At 48.0% G+C, this 24,496-nt stretch carries 18 protein-coding genes; 10 read left to right on the top strand and 8 right to left on the bottom strand.

Annotated features, from left to right (window positions below):
• Nucleotides 1-104 precede the first annotated feature (104 nt).
• On the top strand, nt 105-1,535 hold the full coding sequence (locus AR543_RS07955) for an alpha-L-fucosidase (protein WP_060533339.1): 1,431 nt from the start codon (nt 105-107) through the stop codon (nt 1,533-1,535).
• Nucleotides 1,536-1,655: 120 nt separating this feature from the next.
• Here AR543_RS07955 and AR543_RS07960 read toward each other — a convergent pair whose 3' ends face one another.
• On the bottom strand, nt 1,656-2,669 hold the full coding sequence (locus AR543_RS07960) for an ABC transporter substrate-binding protein (RefSeq protein WP_060533341.1): 1,014 nt from the start codon (nt 2,667-2,669) through the stop codon (nt 1,656-1,658).
• Nucleotides 2,670-2,763: 94 nt separating this feature from the next.
• The gene (locus tag AR543_RS07965; RefSeq protein WP_158523944.1) at nt 2,764-4,731 is read right to left on the bottom strand and encodes a helix-turn-helix domain-containing protein; all 1,968 of its coding nucleotides are present in this window, start codon (nt 4,729-4,731) and stop codon (nt 2,764-2,766) included.
• A gap of 255 nt (nt 4,732-4,986) precedes the next feature.
• Between AR543_RS07965 and AR543_RS07970 the strand changes: the two genes are divergently transcribed.
• Complete coding sequence (locus AR543_RS07970; RefSeq protein WP_060533345.1) at nt 4,987-5,415, top strand: DivIVA domain-containing protein; 429 nt, start codon at nt 4,987-4,989, stop codon at nt 5,413-5,415.
• A 146-nt stretch (nt 5,416-5,561) separates the two neighbouring features.
• Here AR543_RS07970 and AR543_RS07975 read toward each other — a convergent pair whose 3' ends face one another.
• From AR543_RS07975 to AR543_RS07985, 3 genes are all read right to left on the bottom strand, one after another.
• Nucleotides 5,562-6,449: a TetR/AcrR family transcriptional regulator gene (locus tag AR543_RS07975; protein WP_060533347.1), complete on the bottom strand. Its 888-nt coding sequence runs from the start codon at nt 6,447-6,449 to the stop codon at nt 5,562-5,564.
• A gap of 147 nt (nt 6,450-6,596) precedes the next feature.
• A complete protein-coding gene (locus tag AR543_RS07980; protein WP_060533349.1) occupies nt 6,597-9,719 on the bottom strand; it encodes an efflux RND transporter permease subunit in 3,123 nt (1,040 codons plus the stop codon).
• Complete coding sequence (locus AR543_RS07985) at nt 9,712-11,205, bottom strand: efflux RND transporter periplasmic adaptor subunit (RefSeq protein ID WP_060533351.1); 1,494 nt, start codon at nt 11,203-11,205, stop codon at nt 9,712-9,714. The genes AR543_RS07980 and AR543_RS07985 overlap by 8 nt, the downstream gene beginning before the upstream one ends.
• 335 nt (nt 11,206-11,540) lie before the next feature.
• Here AR543_RS07985 and AR543_RS24245 point away from each other — a divergent pair, with 335 nt between their 5' ends.
• Both AR543_RS24245 and AR543_RS07990 read left to right on the top strand, forming a co-directional pair.
• Entirely contained in the window at nt 11,541-11,699 is a 159-nt protein-coding gene (locus tag AR543_RS24245) for a hypothetical protein (RefSeq protein ID WP_158523945.1), read from the top strand.
• A 342-nt stretch (nt 11,700-12,041) separates the two neighbouring features.
• Nucleotides 12,042-13,319 carry a TolC family protein gene (locus AR543_RS07990; RefSeq protein WP_158523946.1) on the top strand — a complete coding sequence of 426 codons (1,278 nt, stop codon included), beginning with the start codon at nt 12,042-12,044 and terminating at the stop codon, nt 13,317-13,319.
• Nucleotides 13,320-13,506: 187 nt separating this feature from the next.
• Here the strand turns inward: AR543_RS07990 and AR543_RS07995 are convergent, their stop codons facing one another.
• Together AR543_RS07995 and AR543_RS08000 are read right to left on the bottom strand one after the other, a co-directional pair.
• Nucleotides 13,507-14,769, bottom strand: a complete 1,263-nt coding sequence (locus tag AR543_RS07995; protein ID WP_060533355.1) for an MFS transporter — start codon at nt 14,767-14,769, stop codon at nt 13,507-13,509.
• A 491-nt stretch (nt 14,770-15,260) separates the two neighbouring features.
• Complete coding sequence (locus tag AR543_RS08000; RefSeq protein ID WP_060533357.1) at nt 15,261-16,226, bottom strand: S8 family peptidase; 966 nt, start codon at nt 16,224-16,226, stop codon at nt 15,261-15,263.
• A 482-nt stretch (nt 16,227-16,708) separates the two neighbouring features.
• Here AR543_RS08000 and AR543_RS08005 point away from each other — a divergent pair, with 482 nt between their 5' ends.
• From AR543_RS08005 to allB, 5 genes are all read left to right on the top strand, one after another.
• A complete protein-coding gene (locus tag AR543_RS08005; RefSeq protein ID WP_060533359.1) occupies nt 16,709-17,395 on the top strand; it encodes a GntR family transcriptional regulator in 687 nt (228 codons plus the stop codon).
• A gap of 77 nt (nt 17,396-17,472) precedes the next feature.
• A complete protein-coding gene (locus AR543_RS08010; protein WP_060533361.1) occupies nt 17,473-18,216 on the top strand; it encodes an ABC transporter ATP-binding protein in 744 nt (247 codons plus the stop codon).
• Nucleotides 18,213-19,103, top strand: a complete 891-nt coding sequence (locus tag AR543_RS08015) for an ABC transporter permease (protein WP_060533363.1) — start codon at nt 18,213-18,215, stop codon at nt 19,101-19,103. The genes AR543_RS08010 and AR543_RS08015 overlap by 4 nt, the downstream gene beginning before the upstream one ends.
• Nucleotides 19,104-19,234: 131 nt before the next feature.
• Nucleotides 19,235-20,308 (top strand): ABC transporter substrate-binding protein, encoded by a 1,074-nt coding sequence (locus tag AR543_RS08020; protein WP_060533365.1) that lies wholly within the window; start codon nt 19,235-19,237, stop codon nt 20,306-20,308.
• 186 nt (nt 20,309-20,494) lie between these two features.
• Complete coding sequence (gene allB / locus AR543_RS08025; protein ID WP_060533367.1) at nt 20,495-21,895, top strand: allantoinase AllB; 1,401 nt, start codon at nt 20,495-20,497, stop codon at nt 21,893-21,895.
• Between the two features lie 175 nt (nt 21,896-22,070).
• Here allB and AR543_RS08030 read toward each other — a convergent pair whose 3' ends face one another.
• Nucleotides 22,071-23,261, bottom strand: a complete 1,191-nt coding sequence (locus AR543_RS08030; RefSeq protein WP_060533369.1) for an MFS transporter — start codon at nt 23,259-23,261, stop codon at nt 22,071-22,073.
• 195 nt (nt 23,262-23,456) lie between these two features.
• Between AR543_RS08030 and AR543_RS08035 the strand changes: the two genes are divergently transcribed.
• Nucleotides 23,457-24,365, top strand: a complete 909-nt coding sequence (locus AR543_RS08035) for a LysR family transcriptional regulator (RefSeq protein WP_060533370.1) — start codon at nt 23,457-23,459, stop codon at nt 24,363-24,365.
• Nucleotides 24,366-24,496 lie beyond the last annotated feature (131 nt).

Genomic DNA, 24,496 nt, shown 5'->3' on the forward strand with positions numbered 1-24,496 from the left:
GCCACAAAGAAAAACACTCAACACAGCACAATGACACATCACACAGTAATGCACCACATACGTACAGCCTGCTCACAATGATCATTCCACGGAGGCGATATACCATGAACGATCAACCAATCAAGGATACAGAATCGAATATACCCGATGACCAGCAGCCTGCCGTAGTACAGGATGGGGTTCACAACTACAGCAGCGAAGAATCATGGATAAAGCCGGAAGATCCGGTTCTGCTGGAACGTCTGGAGTGGTTTAAGGATCAGAAGCTGGGCCTGATGATGCACTGGGGTCCTTACTCGCAGCTGGGCGTTGTCGAATCCTGGGCGCTCAGTGACGAGGATGGAGACTGGTCACGCGATGGAATTGACTGGCAGGATGATCCTCAGGAGTTCAAACGTGAATATTTTGACTTGAACAAGACCTTTAACCCGATCCGGTTTCAGCCGGACGTATGGGCAGATCTGGCGAGTGAAGGCGGATTTCGCTATCTGAACTTTACGACCAAGCATCATGACGGCTTTTGTATGTGGGATACGCATACGACCGATTACCGGATTACAGGCAAAGACACGCCGTTTCACCGTCACAAGTATGCCGATATTGTTGGCAATCTGTTTGATGCTTTTCGTGCACGCGGGTTGGCGATCTCGGCTTACTTTTCCAAAGCAGATTGGCATACTCCCTATTACTGGGCAGATGGGATGGAGCGTGGGCAGCATAGCTGGCGTGGGCCAACGTATGATCCGAATGCGTATCCATGGCTTTGGGAACAATTTGTGCAGTTTACACATGATCAGATTACAGAGCTGCTTACTGCGTATGGACGCATCGATGTACTCTGGCTCGATGCAGGGTGGGTACGTCCCGGCAAAAGAGGACAGGATATTCGTCTAGGCGAAGTGGTAGATCGGGCAAGACAGCATCAACCATGGCTGCTGGCAGCAGATCGTACAGTCGGCGGTGCGTACGAGAATATTGTAACGCCCGAGCAGACCGTGCCGGAGCATCCCATGTCGATTCCATGGGAAAGCTGCGTGACCATGGGCACTTCCTTTTCGTTCCGCTATGAGGACCAGTACAAGTCCGTTCGTGAACTGGTGCATCTGCTAATGGAGATCGTTGCCAAAGGGGGCAATCTGGCACTTAATGTAGGTCCGCAGCCAGACGGACGCTTGCCGGAAGGAGCTATTCATCGTATCAAAGGACTTGGTGCATGGCTCAACGTATATGGAGAAGCGGTCTATAGTACGCGTAGCTGTGAACCTGCGTATACAGGGAATTGGGCTTTTACAGCAAAGCAGTCTGAACACAAAGTGTATGCCACTCATCTGTATAGAGACGAACATGCGAGTATTCCGGCGACTCATCTTATTCCTTATCAAGGAACAGTGCATTCCATTGATCTGCTGGGAGAAAATGTGGTGGAAACAATCGATTTTCAGCAGACGGCAGAAGGGATACAGGTTCATTTGCCTATTCCTGCGCAGACTGAAACCCAGGCACCTATTGCTCATGTTTTTCGTTTACATGTATAAAATCAGCCGAATCAAAAAGGATAGCTGGATAGTCGGGGAGACGTTCAGTTCGCTTTATGCGACGTTGTAAATAAAAAAAGGCTACCTGCTATATGGAGGTAGCCTTTTGTGATAAGTGGATTACTTGGTCTTGTTTTTGTCTACGATCATATCTGCCAGCAGTCCGATTTGTCCGACAATAGACTTGGGATCGTAATAAGAGAATGTATCATACGGCAGATCGTATACCTGACCGCTTTTGACAGCAGGAAGACTGTTCCAGATGGCGCTGCTTAATACTGCATTTTTTTGAGCGTCTGTAGTTCCATCATTAAAACAAATGAAAATATGATCAGCGTTGAGGTACTCGGGCAGATTCTCCATTTGGATTTTCAAAATTTGTTTGCCGCTGTCGATGACTTCTTTTTTTACATTGTCGAGCGGTTTGAGCTGCAAGCCGTCATACAGTGCATATCCACCACGTCCATAATTGTCGCCAAGAATAGAAATATCCTTTTCACGTACATTGACCAGCACAGCAGTTTCGCCAGGTTTAACGACGTTTTTGATCTTTTCCCGGCCAGCACGGGCTGCTTCATCATATTCGGTCAGCCATGCTTGGGCTTGCTGTTCGCGTCCAAGTAATTTACCGAACATCTGAATTTCTTCTTTGGGACTATTGTACGCGGTATAAGGAACATAAAGCGTCGGTGCAATCTGGCTGAATTGATCATAGGATTTAACGTCAAAATCGTTAATAACGATCAAATCGGGATTGAGCGAAACGACTTTCTCTATTGAGGTTGGCGTGCCAATATCTTCTATACCCTGCTCTTGTTCTTTTAAAAATGGGCTGCCCATCCACCACTCTTTGTTGGCAGCAACCGGTTTTAGACCCAGAGCGATCAATGTACCATGATAATACGTCGATACAATACGCTGTGGATGAGCAGGAATCGTAATTTTGCCTTTTGCCGTATCGATTGTACGATCAGCTGCGGTGTTTGTACTGGAATCCGCACCTGTTTCCGTTTTCGTTGCTGTACTGGATGAAGCTGTTGGGGCAGTAGATTGTCCGCAGGCAGCGAGCAGCAGACAAGTCACTATCATCATCGCTATCATACAGGCTGGCTTAGTAAGCAGCCGTTTATTCATTGTCCATTCCTCCAATTTGCTAATTGATAATGATTATCAAATAGAATCATATCAATCAGCTGTAAGTACGTCTATGGACAATAATGATCAATTCTTATGGCAAATATGATGCCAGACATTGCAGCCACCTATCTAGCTGCAGTTCCTGGGAAAAAGGATCAAATCCATAAAAAATATGCGGGTCCATCATATACACTTTTCCAGCTTGTACAGCAGGTAGCTGATTCCACCAGGATGAGTTCATTACAGAAGGGGAAGTCTGCCTGAGCTCGCGATTCTGATGCTCAACCGGATAATGAATCACGATCATATGATCGGCAGCATAATGATCGAGCTGAGGAAGAGGTACTTCTATATTTAACAGTCCCTTACGAATAATCTGCTGTTGAACAGATTCTGGCGCTTCACAGCCCAATCCATCGTAGATCAGCGGACCGCCCATACTGCGCAGATTACCATATACATATACTTTTTCAGCTACAATTTTATAGATGCCTACCGTTTCGCGTCTGGACAGCCAGGATTGTATGTCCTGTCTGGCTACTTCCAGTCGGGTATCCCAGCTCTGCAGCCATGCCTGGGCTTGATGCTGACGTTGTACACGTTCGGCAAGCCAGAGCCACTGTTCCCGCCAGTTATAGTGCTCAAGCGCAAGTTGCTGAACGGGTACGTATTCATTCAGCTGCTCTATATTCGGATGGTCTTCATAAGCGAACAAGAGGTCAGGCTGGATCGTTTGAATCCATTCTGAAGAGGGAGTAGGCAGATTCTCCAGATCGGATAGCTGTAAATAAGGCTTTGTCTCTTGCGCTTCACTTGATGAGCCGCCTGCTTCGGCACTGGACAGCGGCCAGAAATGCTCCTGCCAGAGGCGAAGCATATTTAGATTGAGATAACCTGCGGCTGGCTTGATCCCCAGATACAATAACATGGATGTTAGCGGGATATCACAGGCAGCATACTGCTTAAGTGACGTTCTGTATTGACTGGGAGGCAGACCGAACTGCTGCTTGAATTTGCGGCTAAAATAATGCACATCGCTGTATCCGCATCGCCGGGCTATCATATCTGTACTCGTCTGTGACAACTGAAAATCCAGTCTTGCCTGATTCAGCCTTACCCTGGATAAATAGGTACTGAAAGAGCATCCTTTGTAACTGCGAAACAGACGTGAAAAATGCTCTGGAGTTACTCCCATCTGACGCGCCAGTTCATCGCGCCGCAGATTCTCGCGATAATGCGTCTGAACATACTGAATCATTTGTTCAAAAGTCAGATGATCATTTTGGACAGTACCTTCGGTTTCCATACATAACAAATGCAGCAGCTCATAAAAATTGCGATAAAAACGGAGCATTTGTAATGGCTGATGTACACTATGCTCGTCATAAGTATTCAATTCCCCACATAATCGGCGGATTTCTGCAGGAGATTGGATATGTAAAATGACTGCGGATTCGCTCCAATCGCCTTTTCCTCCGGCAGGCAAAAAAGAGGGCCATGCTGCCAGCTTAGCAGATGTTGTCGTGGCAAGCGGGTAGTCTGCATCGGTGGGAATCTCCTGTAATACCAGATGAAATAACTCCAAAGGTTCATGTCCGGCGTTACCAATATGAAAACCTGCACCTTCCGGACAAAAAAGAATCTGCTGTGCATCCATATCTGCAGCATGTCCCCGAATCGTCACTCGTGCGCTGCCCTTGCCAATCATGAGCAGGGTATCTCGATCAGCAACCATCCATTCAGATTTAGCAGGCGTATCAAAACGGATAGTTGTAAACGAAACAGGTCTCCACAGAAGAGGGAGGCTGCCTGGCACAGCTGGCGGACGGTGAGGATGAGGCTCTGAATGGGATACTATCGTTTGAGGAGAATCGATTGGGCCATAGTCCAGCGAGCCTTCTCGTAATTGTCTGCGAACAGCCGCTGCTGCTTCATCATCTAATCGTCCCAGGTAACGGATCGTTTGATGCCGCACTTTGCCATCGGTATCGCGATACGATTCGACCAGTCGATAATAGGTGTAGACATGCTGTCCGCGCCGTATCACTTGTTTTTTCAAAAACATGATTATATTCACACTCCAGTTGAGGTCTACAACAAAAAGTTGGGTCTACATTTTGCTTTTATTGTGCCGCAGATCGGAAACAAAGAAAAGAAAAATGAATAAAATAGCAAAAGATCGAAGACCACCCCGGCAGCGAAGCGGATTGGATCGGTACGAATATTTCCCCAAATGCATCGTTTATGGTACATTTATAAGCAGAAAAGTCTGGACAAGCAACCTGTCCAAACAAGAATGAGGGGAATGGTGGATATGGCTGTTGATGAGAACTATCAGCGGAAGCTGGAGGATCAGAAGCGGTTATTCAAGCAGCTGGGAATCAAGTTTGATGCACTTACAATTCACGAAAAGGATTTTACTACTAAAATGAGAGGCTACTCACAGGAAGATGTAGACTTTTTCCTGGATGATGTCATTCTCGACTATGAGCGTTTCTACAAAATTATTACGGATCTGCTCGATAAATATAATGAGCTGCAGCGTCGTCAGACATATGAAAAAGAACGCGTGATGGCTGAGAAAGAGCGTGTCCATGAAGAAAAGGAACGTGCCTTTGCCAGAGCCCAGGCGCTGGAGAATGGCGTGGACAAGAGCGTAGTGACCGAGGCGATTGTCAGCCTGGAGCGTACAATTGCCCAGATGCGTGCCCGTCTGCAGGAAGACCGTTCGGACAAATACTGATCATAGTTATTATCCGGTCTGCCTGTTGTACATGCTTTACATTACATAGGCCGGTAATGCTGCAGTATATAGCAGATGCACAAAAAAAGCTGTATTCCTCCAACGGGAATACAGCTTTTTTGCATACTCTTCTGTTCGAAGCGGGTTTATACAGCCAGTATTTTTTTCAATCGTGTACAATTGTCGACGAATACCGGCTGCTGTTCCAGGAATTGCAGCATAGCTTTGATCATGCCAAAGCGGCGATGCGGATCTGCGATTTCCTGTTCCAGTGTAGACAGAACCTGCCAGATTTCTTCTTTTTCCAGATCCGGTATATTCAGATGGTGCAGACTACGCTTCAGACTGAACATCAGTTCATGAATCATGATCCCCTTGAATACCGGACTGTCTTGGACATGTTGATTGCCAAGCTGCAATTCGTTACAATCCCAGATCGGTTTGTAGCCATGATCAAACATATTTTTGGCCATTCCATCTACCATTTTGGCGAGGTAGTCGGATATCTCGGACTGATCCAGATTGGACTTGATCCCGATTATCGGCAGGAACATGTATTGCATGAGCAGCCCGCGGATCAGGAAGATAATATCATATACATACGGCTTTACCTGATCGCCATAAATATCGACGAGACAGTCTGTACTCCATTGATTTAGCCGATATTCCAGTAGCAGACATTCTTCTAGCAGCTTTTCATTTTGCAGGATACTTTTATCATGAATAGACATCATGACCGAATGAATTTTGCTTTCGAGTGTACTTTTCAGATGAACCTGAATAAAGCTGGATATTTTCTGCTGCGGCTCTTCATCCGATTTGGCATAAAAGCTGAAAATATGCTCTTCTACCGTCTGCGAGTGCATTTTCACCGTCGCAATCAGTACATCTTCCTTGCTCTGAAAAAATTTGTAAAATGAAGCTTTGGCCATTCCGCTTTCTTTGGCAATTTCGTCAACCGATGTTGCCGTGTATCCTTTTTCGGAAAAAAGTCGAACCGCCGCCTCGATAATATCTTCTTCTTTGCTTTTCAAGGGCGCTTCTCCTTCCGTAGATAATAAGCCTGTAAAATGTCGAAAACGGACCCTTGCTATAGCAGTCCGTTTTCGCTCTGGCAGAGTCGGTACCAACATACCTGGCTCTGCCATTTACTATTTGAGATCGTATCTGTCTATCAGTAATTATACTTTTGGAGCAGCTTTTAGTTTCTCTGCTCTGCGTTGTTTTCGTTCCATTTTACGTGCCTGCCGCTTGTCTTTGGAACGTGCGACAACCATGTAGAGGGATGGAACTACGAACAATGTCAGAATGGTGGAGAAGATCAGACCGAAGATAATAACGACCCCGAGCGGGCGGAACAGCAGCTCGCCGACGGTAGCGATCGGGATCATACCGACAATCGCAGTCAGGGAAGTCAGCAGGATCGGACGGAAACGGGCGGAAGCCGCCTGGATAATCGCTTCTTTCAGTTCCATGCCTTCATGTCTGGCATCTTCGATAAATTCAATCAGTACGATACCGTTCCGGACGACGATACCCGCGAGGGCGATAATCCCCATCACCGACATAAAACCGATCGGTGTACGTGTCAGGAACAAGCCGAGAATACCACCGGCTGCGGCCAGATAGACAGTAGTCATAATAATGAGCGGAATCGACAGGGAGTAGAACTGGATCACGATCAGAATAAAGATCAGGAATACTGCAACGACGAACAGTTTACCCAGGTCACCGAATGTATCGGCCTGGTTGGACGTTTCACCGCCGATTTCCCATGTGTAACCTTCCGGGAAATTCATCTGCTGCAGCTTCGGCTGGATCTCCTGCATGACTTCGGTCGCCGTGCGTCCGTTAACGTCTGCTTCAATCGTATTCACGCGCTGCAGATCATAACGATCAATCTGCTGGATCGAGAATGTTGGTTTCATGCTGACGATCTGGGACAGTGGAATCTGTGCGCCTGCCGAGTTGGTCACATTGACCTGTTGCAGCAGTGCAGACGGGCTGGAAGAGGTGGAACCCTTCATGTAGACTTTCATATCCACCAGATCTTCACCGTTATCAAAGTCACCGACACTCATACCGCTGCCCATCATCAGGAGAGTCTGCGTCAGATTGCTGTAGGTCACTTTGTAGCGGTCCATCGCCTGTTTGTTAACAACGAAGTCCAGTGCATAGTTGTCGATACCCATCGTATCGGTAATGCCATACGTACCTGGAGTATCACCGATAATCTGTTTGATCTGGTCCGTCAGACTGCGGATTTCTTCCAGATCATCACCCAGTATGCGGATCGATACCGGTTTACCTACCGAGACACCAAGATCGGTTCCGCTAACGGAAGTCTGGATACCCGGATAGTCTTTTTTGAGTGCATCTGCCCACTGGTCGGTCGTCTGGCTGATATTCATGCCATGTTTACCGGTGACCAGAATCTGTCCGGCATTGGCACTGCTGCCTCCCAGTCCACTCAGGTTGGTGAACAGCTGCGGAGCGGCGCCACCGGAAGCATATGCCATATTTTCAACTTCAGGCTGCTTTTTGATCCAAGCCGCCATACTTTGTACGACCCGATCGGTTTCCTGCAGCGATGTGCCGGAAGGCAGATTCACGTTGATCGTGATCTGTGGATCTTCGGAGGTCGGGAACAGCTCCACCGGAGTGAACGCGGCCAGACCATACGCAAATGTACTGACGACCAGACCGATCAGACCAATCAGCAGCGGACGTTTTAATACTTTTGGCATCAGGCGGTGTGCGTAACCGTTGCTGACTGCCTGGATTTGCCGTCCGAGCAGACCGGCTGGTTTGTCGATGTGGCGTTTGCCGCGTTCGATCTGACGTTCTTCATACCATTGACGGAAGATTGGGATAATCGTCAGGGACATGATCATCGACGCCAGCATACACAGCGAGATTACTGTCGGGATCGGACGGATAAAGGCACCCATATCACCCTGCAGTACCATCAGCGGCAGGAAGGCCGAGATCGTCGCCAGTGTAGCGGTAATAATCGAAATAGCAACTTCCTTGGTTCCCTTGATCGAGGCGTCTGTTGGATTCTCACCCAAGGTGGACAGCCTTCGCTCAATATTATCGTTGACGACGACCGCGTCATCGACCAGAATCCCGAGCACGATAATCAGACCGACAATCGTAATCTGATTGAGCGTAATGCCCAGACCCGGCAGGAAGATCAGTCCGAGCGCAATCGATACCGGAATCGCCAGCGCAACGAAGCCGGCAGTCAGCAGATTCATCCCGAGCGTACAGATCAGGATAACGGCTGCGATAGCGATCAGCATTTCCTTGATCAATCCACCGAAGATTCGTTCGACCTCGTCATTCTGCGCGAACAGAGAGACGATTTTGACATTGGCCGGAAGTGTCTTTTTAAGAGAATCCATTTTCTCGGTGAGGCGTTCATTCATGGTAGGTACGTCAGAGCCAGTCTGGCTGCTGATATCCAGTGAAATCGAAGGTACGCCATTGTAGTAGCTGAGATAGGATTCAGTCTCTTTGAGCAGCTGAACATCGGCTACATCTTTGAGATAGACAGGGATACCTGCTTCCGTCTGGAAGACAACAATATCCTTGAGCGTGTTATAGTCGGTTGCCTTATCAACCGTCAGCTGATAAGAACGGTTCTCATAAGTGAGATTACCTGTAGGGACCCGGTTATTCTCGGATTGAATCGCTTGCCGGATCGTTTCCCACGAGATATTGTACTGCTGCAGCTTGGCCATATCGAGATCGATACGCACCTGCTGATCCGGAATACCCTGGATCTCGACACTGGTGATGCCCGGTACGGACCGGAGCTGATCACGCCATGTATTCATCAGATCGCTGAGACCGTAGATATCTTCTTTGGTTTTGCCGTAGATAGCAAAGGACTGGACAAAGGTGGATGTCAGGTTATCATTGACGACCGGTGTATCGGCATCGGTCGGCAATTCTGCCTGCGCATCTTCGACTTTGCGGCGCAGCTCATTCCATGTATCTTTGGCATTTGCATCATCCTCGGCTTGAACGGTAATCGTCGAGATTCCGTTTCCCGAGGTGGAGGAGATCGTTTTGAGATTGGTGACCTCTTTGATCTTCTGCTCCAGCACTTCCGTAACGGTCTGTTCCATCAATTCCGGTGTTGCACCAGCGTATGTAGTGGTAACAAGAGCCGTTTTGACCACGATATCCGGCATAAGCTGCTTCGGCATCTGGGACAACTGCGTGACACCGAACAGAATGAGCATAACGAAGAAGAGTAAAGTGATTTTACGTTTGCGGACAAAGTAATTAATCATTAGCTTTGGCCCCGCTGTTCGCATTGTTGGAAGCTGCCGGAGCAGCAGCTTTGTTGTCCTGTGCCTGGCTCACTGTCAGATCATCTCCATCAAAGAGACGGTCTGAACCGCGGGTAACGACTTTATCGCCTACTTTCAGCCCGCCGGTGATTTCATAGCGGTTATTGTAGAGATTGCCGAGTTTGACGGTTGTTTTAACAGCTTTGCCCTTTACTTCCTTGAATACATACGGATCACTGCCGGAGCTGATTACCGCTTCTACAGGCAGCAGAATACCCTGTTTGGAAGAAGCCTGACGGGAAGCACTTACGACCTGACCGGGTTTCCAGTCTGCGTTGGGGTTGCTAATGGCTACCTCAACATTGATCGAGCCTGTATTTTCGTTGGTTTGCGGATACAGTTTGGCGACTTTGCCGGTACGGACTTCATCGTACAGACTAATGCTGACCTGCTGTCCGATTTTCCATTGGGCAATCTCGCTGTCCGGGATCGGCAGCAGTACTTTGAGGCGGTTGATTTCGCCAATACTGAATACTTCGGTACCGGCACTTACGGTTTGTCCTTCCGAGATCTGCTTGGTCAGAATCACACCGGAAGCAGGAGCTTTGAGATTGGCGCGGGACAGTTTGAGTTTGGCTGTATTAAGCGCAATGACTGCCTGATCATAGCTGGCCTGGGATTGTTCGACACCTGCCTGAGCCTGTTCTACAGCAGCATTGGCCTGTGCAACGCTGGCTTGTGCATTTTCAATACCTACCTGAGCCTGTTTGACAGCAGCAGCGGCAGAAGCACGGTCTGACTGACTTGCACCTTCGAGAATAAGGGAAAGTTGTTCCTGGGCATCTTTGAGGCTTTCACTTGCGTTGGCAAGAGTCGTCTGCGCCTGCTCGTTCTCCTGCTGGGTTAACAGCCCGTTATCGAAAAGGGTCTGTGCGCGGGTAGCGGCCGTTTTGGCCTGATCATAAGCGGTTTGTGCTTTGGTTACCGCATTTTGAGCCTGTGCTTTTTCCTGTGGACGTTTGCCGGACAATACGCCCTGTTCACTGGCACGGGCACTTTCAACCTGGGCCTGTGCAGAAGCGACGCCTGCAGCAGCCGCCTGCTGACCGGCTCTGGCATTGGTCATGGAAGCACGGGCACTTGAGAGTGCAGCCTGTGCAGCAGCAACAGATTGATTGGCATTTTCAACTTCAAGCTGAATATCTGCCGTATCCAGTTGTGCCATGACAGATCCCTTATTGACACGGTCACCGACATCACCATTTACCGAAGAGACTGTTCCATTAATCTGAAAGGAAACAGGCGTCTCATCATAAGCAGCGAGGGTGCCGGATAGATCATAAACAGCATCCAGTGATTCCTGCTTAACAGTGGCAACCTGAACGGTACTGCTTGCCGGTTCCACTGCAGCATTTTCAGTTGAACAAGCAGTCAGGCTGACTGCCAGCAGAAGTGCTGTAAAGGCCATTGGCCAGCTCTTCTTCATAATTTCAGTATCCTCCTCTAAACTCCCCAGTTTTTTTTGTACTCTCTAGTTCATGGGTGAATTATAGAATCAATCCACACTACTTGTCAATTGTAACAACGGTCGTTTTTTATGTACTCAATCCCGGGATGTAGATTCCAGCTATCAAAAATAAGACCTCAAACCGATGTTAAACTAAAAGCACTTCTATATAGGAAGAAATGCGCTGGAGTTCTTTTGCAGCGGTTGTGCATTTTTAATGAAAGAAAAAGAGACGAATATTGTGAATATTGTGTGACCGAAGGTCAGTTTGTTGTATAATCGAGATACAAAATATGGAAGGAATGGTGTTGCGCATGAGACCGGATGAAGATCGGAACAGACAGCATGATGGCGAGGAGCAACCTCAGTACCTGGCTGTAAAGCCGCCCATATTACGTGAACGGATGCAATTACTGATCGCAGCGGTGCTCCTTGTAGCTGTTGCGGTTTTACTGATCGAATGGCAGTGGTAGTCTGAACAGGGAAGTGTATCACAGGTATCATTTATGCGGGATTCTGGGTATAAAGCAGAATCCTGCTTTTTGGAATGTAGAGAAACGGCAGCGCCTGGAATGGAGAAAGAAGGCAGAGCGGATAGTAGTGAATACCAAGCTGTTTGGTGTAGTCTCATCCGCCAAAGTGGGTTATACTAAGAGGTGGGCCTTTTAAAAGTTTACCTCATTTCTAACGATTATGGTTGATTTATTTCGTTAGGAATGCTAAATTAATTTTATTAGGAATACTAAATGTTTTTGATTTTTCTACTCGGTCAGTTATATTATTTGATGAAATATAGGAAAGAAGGTTATTCGGATATGAAAAAAGGAATGGTAGGTGCTTCTGTGTTTGCAATGCTGCTTGCAGCAGCGCAGCCGGCGGTACTTGTACACGCAGCAGATAGCACAACGGCAACAACAACCACTACAACGAATGGAACAACACCAACAGCAGACGCTACAGTAACAGAACAAGCCAAGTCTCAAATCTCCGGTGTAAGAGAGCCGAAAAAAGTAGACAGCCTGAATCTGGAGAAAGTGATTGATCTGGCGATCAATGACTCTTACAATCTGGAACTTCTGCAGCTCAAATATAAAGTACTGGATCAACAAAATGCCAGCCTTGGTATCGACTATGTCGACTATACCAACGCTTCTCCGGGTCTGACATATACACCGAAAAAAGGCAGTAATGAAGTAGAACTGTCCCAGGGTTCCCAGACTGGCCAGACACTGGAAGACAATCTGCGCGATCTGGATACCCAGAAGCTGAACACACAGCTGCAGGTAGATGAAGCCAAGGAAGGTACAAGACTGGCAATGACCGGTCAATATGTACAGCTTCTGTCTTACCAGAAACAAATCTCTTTGTCCCAGGAGCATATCCAGGTACTGACTCGTGATCTGCAGCGTGCACAGACTCTGCAATCTCTTGGTTCCGGTACGCAGGAAGATATCGATACTGCCGACCGTGCACTCAAAACAGAGCAGGATAACCTGACAACTCTCAAGGATACGTACCAGAAAACACTAGCAACCCTGTGTTATGATCTGGGTATCGTGTACGATCCGAATCTGCCACTGGAGCCTATCAAAGTAACATTGGAGCCAGCTCCTAAAGTAGACGCGGATACACTGCTAGGCAAATCCTACCAGATCCAGTCTCTGGGTAACAGTGTAGCCAAAGCGCGTACAGACGAAGACAAAAAAATTACCGGTAACAGCTTTGACGAGCAGGCGCTGAAAGCTACAAGACAGATTGCCGAGCAGCAGCTGGAACAAGGTAAAGTAACATATGCCAAAGCGATTCAAACCAATCTGCAGGATATGGACACAGCCTTCAAGGATGTTCAGACTTCCCAGCGTCTGGCACAGGATGCCAACGTCGATGGCGTGAACATGCAGATCCGCTATAATGCTGGCGTAACTACCAAGTACGATATGGAAAAACACCAGTATCAGGTAGATGCAGCACAGGCCAAAGCCGAACTGACACTGATGCAGTACTTTGTACAACAAGCCAAAGTAAAAGCAATGAGCAACGGTTATATCGCGAACAGCAGTGCTTCCGGAGCATCCGCTTCTGCCGGAAACTAAGCATCGTTCGGTTAGATCTGATAAATAACAAACAAAAAACGCCTGTCCATTGGACAGGTGTTTTTTTGCGTTAAATCTTATTCAGCTGTGATGAATATTCATATCCAGCATTAGTATACGTCGGCAGAAGTGCTTCTCTAATTTGAGAACGGGAGCAAAATAAAAAATCCTGTATATCAGGGCTCGGTTATGCTGAAGCTCCATTTGTCCATTCATTGAGTTTGCGGTCCGAAGGCAGCAAGAACGTCAGGGCACCTAGTAATGGAAGGAAGCTGCACAGCTGCATAACCGGCGAAATTCCGATCGAATCGATCCAGCTGCCCAGCACAAGCGCACCGACACCACCTAATCCAAAAGCCAATCCGGTGATCAGACCGGATACAGTGCCGATCCGGCCGGGCACCAGCATCTGTGCATAGACGACAGTGACAGAAAAGCTGGAAGTGATAATAAATCCGATAATCGCTAACAAAATACCGGTCCATAGCAGATTGGCATAAGGCAGTAGCAAGGCGAGCGGCACTGCGCCGGCCATGGACAGGAAGATCAGATTCCGTTTGCCAAAACGATCCGCCAGTGGACCACCGAAAAAGGTACCGACAGCTCCGGCAGCCAGGAACAGAAACACATACAACTGGGCATCACCTACGCCCAACCCGAACTGCTCGATCAGGTTAAAGCTGTAATAGCTTCCGATCGAAGAGACATACCACGAGCGTACGAATACGAGCAGGATCAGAATCACCATCGCAAAAGCGATCCGGCTGCGTAGCTCCGGACGAATCTTCTCGGCAGTCTGGCGCTTTTTGTGCAGGTTCTCATTTTTCAAAGCGCCTCCATACCAGCGGGCAATCAGCAGCTGTACCAGAATACCGAGAGCAGCTACGCCGGTGAATCCAATCGCTCCGAATTGTCCATAAGGTACAAAGATCAGCGTTGTCAGCAGCGGAGCGAGCGATTGCCCGGCATTACCACCGACCTGAAAAATAGACTGGGCCAGGCCGCGGCGATCACCGGAAGCCAGATGAGAGACCTTGGAACCTTCTGGATGAAAAGTAGCAGATCCCAAACCGACAAAAACAACAGCGATCAGTACAGCGGTATAGGAACCGGCGAGTGCGAGCAGCAGCATACCGGTAAAAGTAAAAGCCATACCGATCGGCAGCAGTGCCGGGGTAGGCCGTTTATCCGAGAACAGACCGATAAACGGCTGCATAATGGAAGCAGTAAAATTAATCGTAAACGCAATCCAGCCAATCTGCGTATAGTTGAGATTCATCGTCTCTTTCAGAATCGGAAAGATAGCCGGAATCACGGACTGCATGGAATCATTGAACAGGTGAACCAGTGAAATGGCCAGCAGAACGCCAAATATGGTCTGATTGGCAGCAGGCGGGATATTCCGCTTTTTGGCTTTGGTAGCAGAAGAGGATGCCGTTGGAAAAGACAAGGGACAGGACTCCTTTTAAATAAAATAATAAACAGATCAAAAGCAGTAATGCTCTTCATCGCAGGTATAATCTGTATTTCAGTATATCAGAATTTGATTCGTTGCTGAGAGCAAAGCGCAAAATACTTTGTGTGACAAGTAAAAAAAGGAAGAAAAGGATAGCAAGAAGGATATAACGGTATTGCAGGTGCCTCCAGCAATATAGATGTCGCTGCAGGAGGAATTCTGCGATCATGCTGTATAAGGATTCTTTTATAGCAAAACGCATCCATGTGCACAATGGCACCGGATGCGCTTAATGATTATTTAAAAGAAAGAATCTATCGCAATACCATACACAATGCGTATGCTGTGAAGAACATGTATTGTCAAATACAAGTGAAGTGCATATATGCAGTCCTGACTATTATCAGAACAACCAGAAAACCAGAAGCATCATCCAGTTGCTTTCCAGCCAGAGATCACTTTGTGATGTGGTAAGGTCGATTCAATCAGGAACGGTCCAGCATTTTTACGACGGCTTCCGGTTTGAGTATTTCGGCCAGCTTTTCCAGTGCTGTCAGATACAGAAATCCATTACCTTCCGCACGAGGGGAATAGCCCAGAGGAATCGTACGCCGAACGAGCTGAGCATACAGCTCAGGCTCGGTCAGTTCACGTTCAAAGCTGCGGTTAGCAATGATTTTGATCAGGGCCATCGCTCCGGATACATGCGGCGTCGCCATAGATGTACCACTCAATGTGGCATATTTGCCATCCAGATAGGTAGACAGAATATCTTCGCCTGGTGCGACCAGATCGACCTCGGTATTGGTATTGGAAAATTCGGACGACTGTTTGGACAGATTGACCGAGCCTACGCTGATCACTTCGTTATAGTAGCCGGGATAGCCGTATTCATCGGTAGATTCCTGATTGTCTCCTTCATTGCCTGCAGCGCAGATCACCAGAATATTCTGTGCGACCGCGGCCTGGATCGCTTCATGCATAGCGGGTACATCTTCCGGACCGCCGAGTGACATGGAGATAATATCCACTTTTTGCTCTACTGCATAATGGATTCCGTTAATAATCCATTCATACTGTCCTGAACCCTGACGATCCAGTACTTTGAGGATCAGCAGATTTGCTTCGGGAGCCACACCGACTACTCCGGAATCATTGGCAATACCGGCAATCGTGCCAGCCACATGAGTACCATGACCATTATAGTCTTCATAGATATCCGGGTTCCCCTCATCGTCTCCTGTAAAGTTGCGTCCTCCCTGAATTCTGCCCTGCAGATCCGGATGGTCAGTATCACAGCCTGTATCCAGAATCGCGATCGTAATACCTTCTCCGCGGCTTTGTTCCCATACCTCTGGAGCTTGAATCAGGGATACTCCCTGTGGCGTCTCATGTACCTGTTCTGCCTGAGTAACAACCTGGAAAGGAATAACTCTCATTTGACCTGCCATTTTCGTTTCCTCCTATTGGAAATACGGATTATGGAGCAATCAAGCGCAGAGATATACAGACGGCAATTAACAAAGTTTTATTCAGACGCATACACAACAGCGAAAGGTGTTTGGTATATTTTAACAGTAAAAGTGTCAGTAATCCATAACCTGTTCTTTATCATATTAATCAGTTGAAGAAGTTACGAAATAACCTTGGTTGAAATAATCATAGTTATTGGATATAGCTATATAGATATGTAACTTTACCTAACATGAAATCTTTTATCTTTCCTGATTTATTAAATACCAAAGAGTATTAAGTTAATATATATTACATATAATTTAAATTTAGCTTCTTTTACAAATGTAAACGTCGCTTTTAGTGCATGGAAATAGAAAATAGAGATATATGCGTTAATATTGTTGACGTAAATAGATGCCGTACCCTATACTCCGTGTAAATAAAGTTGCGATATCGATCCGAAAGGAGCATATGAATATTGGGCCAGGAACAGGAGATCTATCAGACAATCAAGCAGGCTATTATCGATCAGAAAATGCGTCCCAATATGCAGCTGGTAGAAGAAGTGCTGGCGGAGTCATTTGGAGTTAGCCGGACACCGGTACGTAATGTAGTCCGTCGTCTGGCAGCAGAGAAGCTGGTAACTATTATTCCTTACAAAGGAGCATTTGTCTCCTGTCCGACGATCTACGAAGCCAGGCAGATTTTTGAGATGAGACGTGTTATTGAAGTAGCGGTTGTGCACAAGCTGTGTCAGGAATTCAGGAATGAACAGTATGCCCGGCTCAACCAATTGATCAAGGAAGAACACAAAGCCCAGCGTGACGGCCGTATTCTGGAAGCGATCCGGATCACCGGAGACTTTCATCTCAAGTTGGCAGAGGCTTCAGGTAATGCATATTATCATCGCTATCTGGAGGAACTGATTTCATTATCCTATGTCGTAATTGCCTTGTATGGAGAGCAGAAGACCAAGTGCTGTCAGGATCATCAGCGAATCCTGGAAGCGATTCGGCAGGGAGAAGCTTCGCTGGCTAAACAGCTGATGCTGGATCATCTACAGGAGATCGAGAAGGAATTGAACTTTGATGAACAGCATACCCGTTCCTTATCGCTGGCGGATATTTTGCAAGAGCAGCGGCAGGCAGGCGGACAAATCGTATAAAGTTCCGTCTGCTGTGGATTGTATACAATGTTGGATGCGAAACAGGATACAGATTGTACCCAAAGGAGAGAAGCCCGATGAAATTAACCGTTGAAAAGGTACGTAAAAATTTTGGCGAGCGGACAATTTTGCAGGATGTGGATCTGACTATTCATGAGAATGAATTTATCTGTATTCTCGGACACAGTGGCTGCGGAAAATCGACACTGCTGAATATGGTGGCCGGTTACATATTCCCCGATGAAGGCGAGATCAAGATTAACGGCGAGAAGATTCAGGGTCCCTCCCGTCAGCGCGGTATGGTGTTTCAGGATCATGCATTGTTCCCCTGGTGCACGGTACTGGAGAATGTAGCTTTTGGTCCGGAAGTACAAGGGATGTCCAAAAAGCAAGCACGCGAGACTGCCAGAGAGTTCCTCGGTCTGGTAGGGCTGGAAGCATACGGAGCCCATTATCCGGCAGAGCTGTCCGGCGGTATGAAGCAGCGGGTTGGTATTGCCCGGGCGCTCGCAAGCCATCCGGATATTCTCCTGATGGATGAGCCGTTTGGAGCACTGGATATCCTGACGCGCGATATGATGCAGCGGGAGCTGCGGAGGCTGTATGAGAAGCTGCATACTACTATTTTATTTGTGACTCACAGTATCAGTGAAGCGGTCTATCTGGCAGACCGGGTCGTCGTGATGAAGCATGGAGTCGTTGCCGAGGTATTCGAGATCGGAATCCAGCATCCGCGTTCTTTTGATTCGCCAGGATTTGCAGACATGATGGCACGAATCGAACGATTGTTAATGGAAGATGAAAAGGAGGTTATCGTATGAATGAAATTCAGACCACCTTATCCAAGACCGGCGAGACAGCTGCACCGACGCTCAAGCTGAACACGATCCGTAAGCGTAAAGGTACTGGCTTGCAGTCTACCGTTAATATGATCAAAAATGTAATTCCGTACGTGCTGTTTTTTGTAGTATGGGAGCTGTTTTCCCAGATTAATGGTCGTATCCAGATGTTCAATCCGCTGTTTCTCCCGGCGCCCTCCCTGCTGATTCATGACGGCTGGGCACTTGCCAAAACGGGCATTATTACTGATAGTCTGCTTGCCAGCTCCATGCGTATTTTTTTCGGATTTGCTTGTGGTGCGACAGTGGCTGTATTGCTGGCGGTATTAATGAGCAAGTTCTCCATGCTGGAGCGCTGGATGTCTCCTTTTCTAACGCTGGTAAGCCCGATTCCTTCGCTAGCGCTGCTGCCTTTGTTCATTATCTGGTTTGGCATCGGTGAATTCCCCAAAGTACTGCTGATTGCATGGACTACATTTGTCCCGGTACTGGTCAATACGGTAGAAGGTTTCAAATCGGTTCCTTCTACGTTGATTCGCTCGGCACTCAGTCTTGGTGCTTCGCAGCGCCAGGTATTTACCCGCATTATGATTCCTTCCGCTATTCCAAATCTGCTGATCGGCGCGCAGATCAGTCTGGGACTTTCTTTTTCCGCATTGATCGTATCGGAGATGATGGGCGCCGATTCGGGTCTTGGCTATCTGATCGTGGATGCGCGCAATTATTTTAAAGTAACGAATATGTTCGTAGCGATTATTCTGATCGGTATTGAATACAGCCTGTTCGCCCTGCTGCTCAAGCTGCTGGAACGCAAAGTACTGGCTTGGCGTCGCGGCGGTATCGGAGAAGCAGTCGAAAAAGTCAGATAACAATGGAAAAACGACAACTCGTTTATGGATAATACGCATGTTTGGGATAAATACCTTACAGCCAGAACATCACAGCAGGAGGTATCCATATACAAGATACAATCCATTTTATATTCAAGGGGGAAACAGAAATGAAGAAGAACTGGCTGCAAATGATAACGGGTCTGGCAATGATATCGGTACTGGCAACAGCATGCTCCAGCGGAGGAACAGCAGACAAAGAAACAGCCGCGGCGAGCGGTACAGGAGCAGCCACCAGTCTGGAACAGACAGATATTACGCTGGTCGGTGTACGGGATGCTCAGATCTCCTCGCAGCAGATTATTGCGGACAAGCTGGGCTACTTTAAAGAAGAAGGGCTGAATGTCGAGAGCAAGCTGATCGAGAGCGGCCCCGATATCGGTCCGATGGTCTCCGGTGGCAGTGCGCCGATCAGTATCCAAACCAACTTTATGGATATTATCCTCAAGTCCAATAATATCGGTGTCAAAATTGTCGCTCCTCTAGCCCAGATCGCCGGTACACAGGCAGTGGTCGGTTCCTCCAAATTGCAGCTTGGTTCCGCCAAAGACCTGGAAGGCAAAACGATCGGTATTCCCAACGGAGCCGATGTCAAAATCGCTATCGACAATATGGGCAAGGAGCTGGGCGTGGACGTTAGCAAAATCAAATTCGTCAATCTGGCACCGAGCGATGCGGTAGTTGCGCTGCAAAATGGCGATATTGATGCGATGGCAGCCTGGGAGCCTTTTATTACCAAAGCAGTGCAGGGCGGTGGCAAGTTCCTGTTTAGCGGTACGAAGAGCGAGCTTCCCGACAAAAAAGGCGATGTGAACTGGATGAGTGTCCATACTACTGTTCAAGTCACCGACAAGTACCTCGAAGAAAATCCGAATACAGTTAAAGCCGTACTGCGCGCACTCGATAAAGCGACAGATTATATTAATGATCATCGCGAAGAAGCGATCAAGATCCTCGCGCCTGAACTGCATCTGAGCGAAGCCGAACTCAAGGAGATCATGAACCGCAATGTCTATTCCATGAAAGTGGATGATACGTATGTGAATGGAAGTAATGGCCCAGCAGTTGGTAATTATCTGCAATCGGTTGGCAATATCATTTCTATTCCAGCACCGGCATCCTATCATGATCTGAGCCTGCTCAAGGATGTGGATTCTTCCCTGGTAGAAGCGGATATCAAGTAACGGATAGTGAACAATAGTAAACACGGCTTGAATAGTAAACAACAATGTAGTCGGTCAATAGTGCGCACATCTGCTGAATCTCTATAGAGACAGCCAACAGACTTGCAGTAGCTGGCGGGAGATCTCATACATGCAAAATGATCTCCCGCTGTACATAATCATCTCGCAGACAGGAGCGTGCAGTCCATGTATTCCTATGATCTGGTATTTACAGGCGGAACCGTGGTTTTCCCGGATAAGGTGCAGCAGACCGATATCGCTGTTCACAATGGCGTCATTGTGCATATTGGCAATCTTTCTTGCGAAGATATCGAGAGATCCAGACAGATCGTGAACGCCGAAGGTTTGTATATTATGGCCGGTATGATTGATGCGCATGTGCATCTGAACGAGCCAGGATTTGGCGATTGGGAAGGATTCGTTACCGGATCGGCAGCACTGGCTGCAGGAGGATGCACCACTTATATGGATATGCCGCTCAATGGCGTTCCTCCGACAGTAACACCGGCCGCGCTGCAGCAGAAAAGGGAATTGGCAGCGGGTCATTCCCATATTGATTATGCCTGCTGGGGAGGACTCGTACCGGGCAATCTGCAAGAGCTGGATGCGCTCAGTGAGCAGGGAGTATGCGGATTCAAGGCATTCATGTCGGCGCCCGGTGACCCGAGTGAAGAAGCTTTTCGCAATGTCGATGATCGTACTCTGCTGGAAGGAATGAAGCATATTGCCCGTATGGGCCGGGTACTCGCGCTTCATGCTGAAAGTGAACCTATCGTCTCTGCGTGGACAGCAGCCTTGTTGGCCGAAGAACGCACAACAGCTGCCGATTATTCCGCATCCCGCCCGATACAAGCAGAGCTGGAAGCAGTACGTACAGCACTGGAGTATGGCAGACAGGCCGGCTGTGCGCTGCATTTTGTACATATCAGCAGTGCAGCAGCAGTACGGATGATTCAGGAAGCCAGACAGGAAGGCATGGATGTGACGCTGGAGACCTGTCCTCATTATTTGACGCTGACAGATGTTGATCTGGAGCAGATTGGTCCAGCTGCCAAGTGTGCACCACCGCTGCGCAGCTTGGATGAACAGGAACTGCTGTGGCAGTGTGTCGCAGCAGGAGATATAGATATGATTACTTCGGATCATTCGCCATGCCCGACTATGCTCAAGACCGCTGCTGCCCATATGTTCGATGCCTGGGGAGGAATTTCGGGAGCCCAGCATTCCCTGGAGCTGATGATTAGTGAAGGCTATAGGAAAAGGGATCTGCCACTGCCTCTGATCAGCCGCATGCTGTCTCAGGCTCCGGCCCGCCGATTCAGATTATACCCGCAAAAAGGAGAAATACGAATCGGCGCAGATGCAGACCTTGTGCTGGTGGATCTGAATACAGCGTACACCGTACAATCCGAACAGCTGCTCTACCGGCATAAGCATAGCCCATACGTAGACAGGGAGATAGGCTGTCAGGTCAGCATGACGGTTGTACGCGGACATATCGTTTATACCCGTGAAAAAGGTGTGCGTGATCATGCTGTAGGACAGTCACTGCACATCCGAAATGAAAAACCGCTTAGTCTCTCTTGAACAGTGTTACGCATTTTACCAGCAAGTGAAAGTAAGCGCGGTTAACAATCGAGGGTCCAATAAAGTAGAATAGCAAACAGTAAAGTAGAATAGTAAGCAGCAAATCATATAAGCAGCAAAAAGGCGCCGTTCCGTATTGGAACAGCGCTTTTTCATTGTGTAAAAGTATAACGATTTATTCGGATGACATTACTGGACGAACAGAAGCGGTCTGATCGGTGTCACCTGTGTAATGACCAATTCGCCATTGAAGCAGAATCATAACGCTGATAACAACAGCCAGCACCAGATAAGCAGGCAGGAAGCTATGGTAACTGTCATATAACCAGCCAATCATTAGCGGACCCATAGCGCCAAGCAGATAACCTACACTCTGATTCATGGCAGATAATGCATTGGCCTGTGCCGTATCCGGTGCCTCCTGAATAGGCAGCATCAGTGCCAGCGGGAATAATCCGCCTGTACCTATACTTAACAAAATCACAGCGAGTACAGGCAGATTACCCGTTACCAGCAGCGTCAGTGCGATAAGCTCCATAATACTGCAGCCAATCAGCCACCATTTGCGGCGGCCGAATCGATGAGCACCTGCCGGAATCAGAAAACTCACCGGAATCTGTGTCAGAGTGAACAGTGTCACCATATAACCGGCCTGCAGCTGGGAATATCCGATCTGCTGCATCATCGGAGATAACCAGGCGGTAAAAGAATAAAAAATGGACGACATTAGGCCAAAGAATACAGTCAGCAGCCAGGCACGTTTTTGGCGAAAAGGCATACGTGTTCGCTGGATGCCTTGCTTCGCAGTAGGTACATTGACATGGATCACCAATTTAAACCAGAAGACGGCTGCGATCAGAGCCAGTAGGGACCAGCAGGACAGGGCGATAGACCAGGAACCTCCTGTCCAGTTCTGCATGGGAACCGCCAGACCGGAAGCAATCGCAGCACCAATCACCATCGATACCGAATATAGACTAACCATGGCTGCAGGACGGGGGAAATATTTTTTGATAAAGCCGGAGAGCAGTGGACTGATCATGCCGATGCCTGCACCAGCGATCAGAGCACTGCCCAGCAGCAGTCCCGGTACATGTGCCCAGCTGCGCAGAAAGGTAGACAGACCAATCAGGATAAGGGAGCACCAGATGACTTTTTCCATTCCCCAGCGCTGACTCCAGCGTAGAGCCAGCGGAGCGAATATCCCCATTCCAAGTACCGGCAGAGTGACGAGCAGACTGGCGATTGTTCCATTCAGTCCCAGATCGGCTCGAATACTCTGCATCAGGGGAGAAATAGAGGTGATGGCAGGACGCAGATTGAGCGCTGCCAGAATTAACAGGATGATATAAAAACTGTACCGCATGATAAAAGCTCCTTTTCCCAGGTTTAAGCAAGAATGGATAGCCTCTCTCAAGAGCCATCGCCTATCCAGCATAAAACAGAGAAAATGATTGTACCATACTATTGTTTCTATAATAATGATAGTATGGAACGATGATCAGAACGTTATTCCCGAGAAAGTAATCTTAAAAAGTGAAATGATAAGGGGAGGAGCAGAATGGAACTGCGACAGCTTCATTATTTTGTAGCAGTATGCGAAGAACTTCATTTTACTAGGGCAGCTGATCGACTGAATATCTCACAGCCTACACTCAGTCAGCAGATCCGGGTACTCGAAGACGAACTGGGCACACCGTTATTCGATCGCATTGGAAAAAAGACAGCGCTGACCGAAGCAGGCCGACTGTTGTACCATTACAGCACCACAATTCTGCGTACTATGCAAAATGCACGTTCTTCTATTGCTGAGCTGCAGGTACAGCAGCGGGGAACCCTGCGCATCGGTGTATTGCCATCGGATCTGGATTATCGGCTAAATGAATTATGGATTGAGTTTCACAGCCGTTTTCCTGGAGTTCGGCTGGAGATTATCCCTACTATCGAAGTGCACAAGTTTATTTTTGAAGACAAAGTGGATATTGGTATCGGACTGGCCGAACGTCCGGATCATCGCCTTGTCCAGACTCTGCTGGGCAAGGAAAGCTACAGTTTGTTCATGCCTGCCGTTCACCCTCTCGGTCAGCAGAAAGTCATTGAATTGGAGCAGGTGAGAGAGCTGCCGCTTGTCTTATATCCACAGGGATTTCTGGGAAGGATACTGATCGAGCGATGCTTTCAGGAAAAAGGGTGGGAGCTGGTAACCGTAATGGACAATGGATCGGCAACTTCCCAGCTGCGTATGGTACAGGCAGGGATCGGATTCAGTATCCATCCTCATGATATGCTGGCAACCCTGCTGGATAATGGGCTCACTGCCGTCCCTATCGTAAATCCGGCTCCTGTACGACAGATCGAGTTGGTGTACCGTACCGATCGTTATATGGGAGTAGCGGCAAGAGCCTTTATGGAAATGACCCGGCAGCATTTCTCGCAACCTGCAGATGCTGACACTGGATCACTGTACTGACAGGTACATAAGCGTGCCGTCTAACGAACCCACGCAGGAACAAGATACTCAAAACAAAAGCGCATGTTCTTCTCTGTGAGGCAGAAAAGGACATGCGCTTTTGGATAAGATGGAATTAATAAAATACACAG

The sequence above is a fragment of the Paenibacillus bovis genome (genome assembly GCF_001421015.2).
Taxonomy (GTDB): Bacteria; Bacillota; Bacilli; order Paenibacillales; family Paenibacillaceae; genus Saccharibacillus; species Saccharibacillus bovis.

Coding starts and splice junctions, on each gene's coding strand:
- AR543_RS07955 (WP_060533339.1), top strand. CDS start 105: ATGAACGATCAACCAATCAAGGATACAGAATCGAATATACCCGATGAC.
- AR543_RS07960 (WP_060533341.1), bottom strand. CDS start 2,669: ATGAATAAACGGCTGCTTACTAAGCCAGCCTGTATGATAGCGATGATG.
- AR543_RS07970 (WP_060533345.1), top strand. CDS start 4,987: ATGGCTGTTGATGAGAACTATCAGCGGAAGCTGGAGGATCAGAAGCGG.
- AR543_RS07980 (WP_060533349.1), bottom strand. CDS start 9,719: ATGATTAATTACTTTGTCCGCAAACGTAAAATCACTTTACTCTTCTTC.
- AR543_RS07985 (WP_060533351.1), bottom strand. CDS start 11,205: ATGAAGAAGAGCTGGCCAATGGCCTTTACAGCACTTCTGCTGGCAGTC.
- AR543_RS24245 (WP_158523945.1), top strand. CDS start 11,541: ATGAGACCGGATGAAGATCGGAACAGACAGCATGATGGCGAGGAGCAA.
- AR543_RS07990 (WP_158523946.1), top strand. CDS start 12,042: ATGAAAAAAGGAATGGTAGGTGCTTCTGTGTTTGCAATGCTGCTTGCA.
- AR543_RS08000 (WP_060533357.1), bottom strand. CDS start 16,226: ATGGCAGGTCAAATGAGAGTTATTCCTTTCCAGGTTGTTACTCAGGCA.
- AR543_RS08010 (WP_060533361.1), top strand. CDS start 17,473: ATGAAATTAACCGTTGAAAAGGTACGTAAAAATTTTGGCGAGCGGACA.
- AR543_RS08015 (WP_060533363.1), top strand. CDS start 18,213: ATGAATGAAATTCAGACCACCTTATCCAAGACCGGCGAGACAGCTGCA.
- AR543_RS08020 (WP_060533365.1), top strand. CDS start 19,235: ATGAAGAAGAACTGGCTGCAAATGATAACGGGTCTGGCAATGATATCG.
- allB (WP_060533367.1), top strand. CDS start 20,495: ATGTATTCCTATGATCTGGTATTTACAGGCGGAACCGTGGTTTTCCCG.
- AR543_RS08030 (WP_060533369.1), bottom strand. CDS start 23,261: ATGCGGTACAGTTTTTATATCATCCTGTTAATTCTGGCAGCGCTCAAT.
- AR543_RS08035 (WP_060533370.1), top strand. CDS start 23,457: ATGGAACTGCGACAGCTTCATTATTTTGTAGCAGTATGCGAAGAACTT.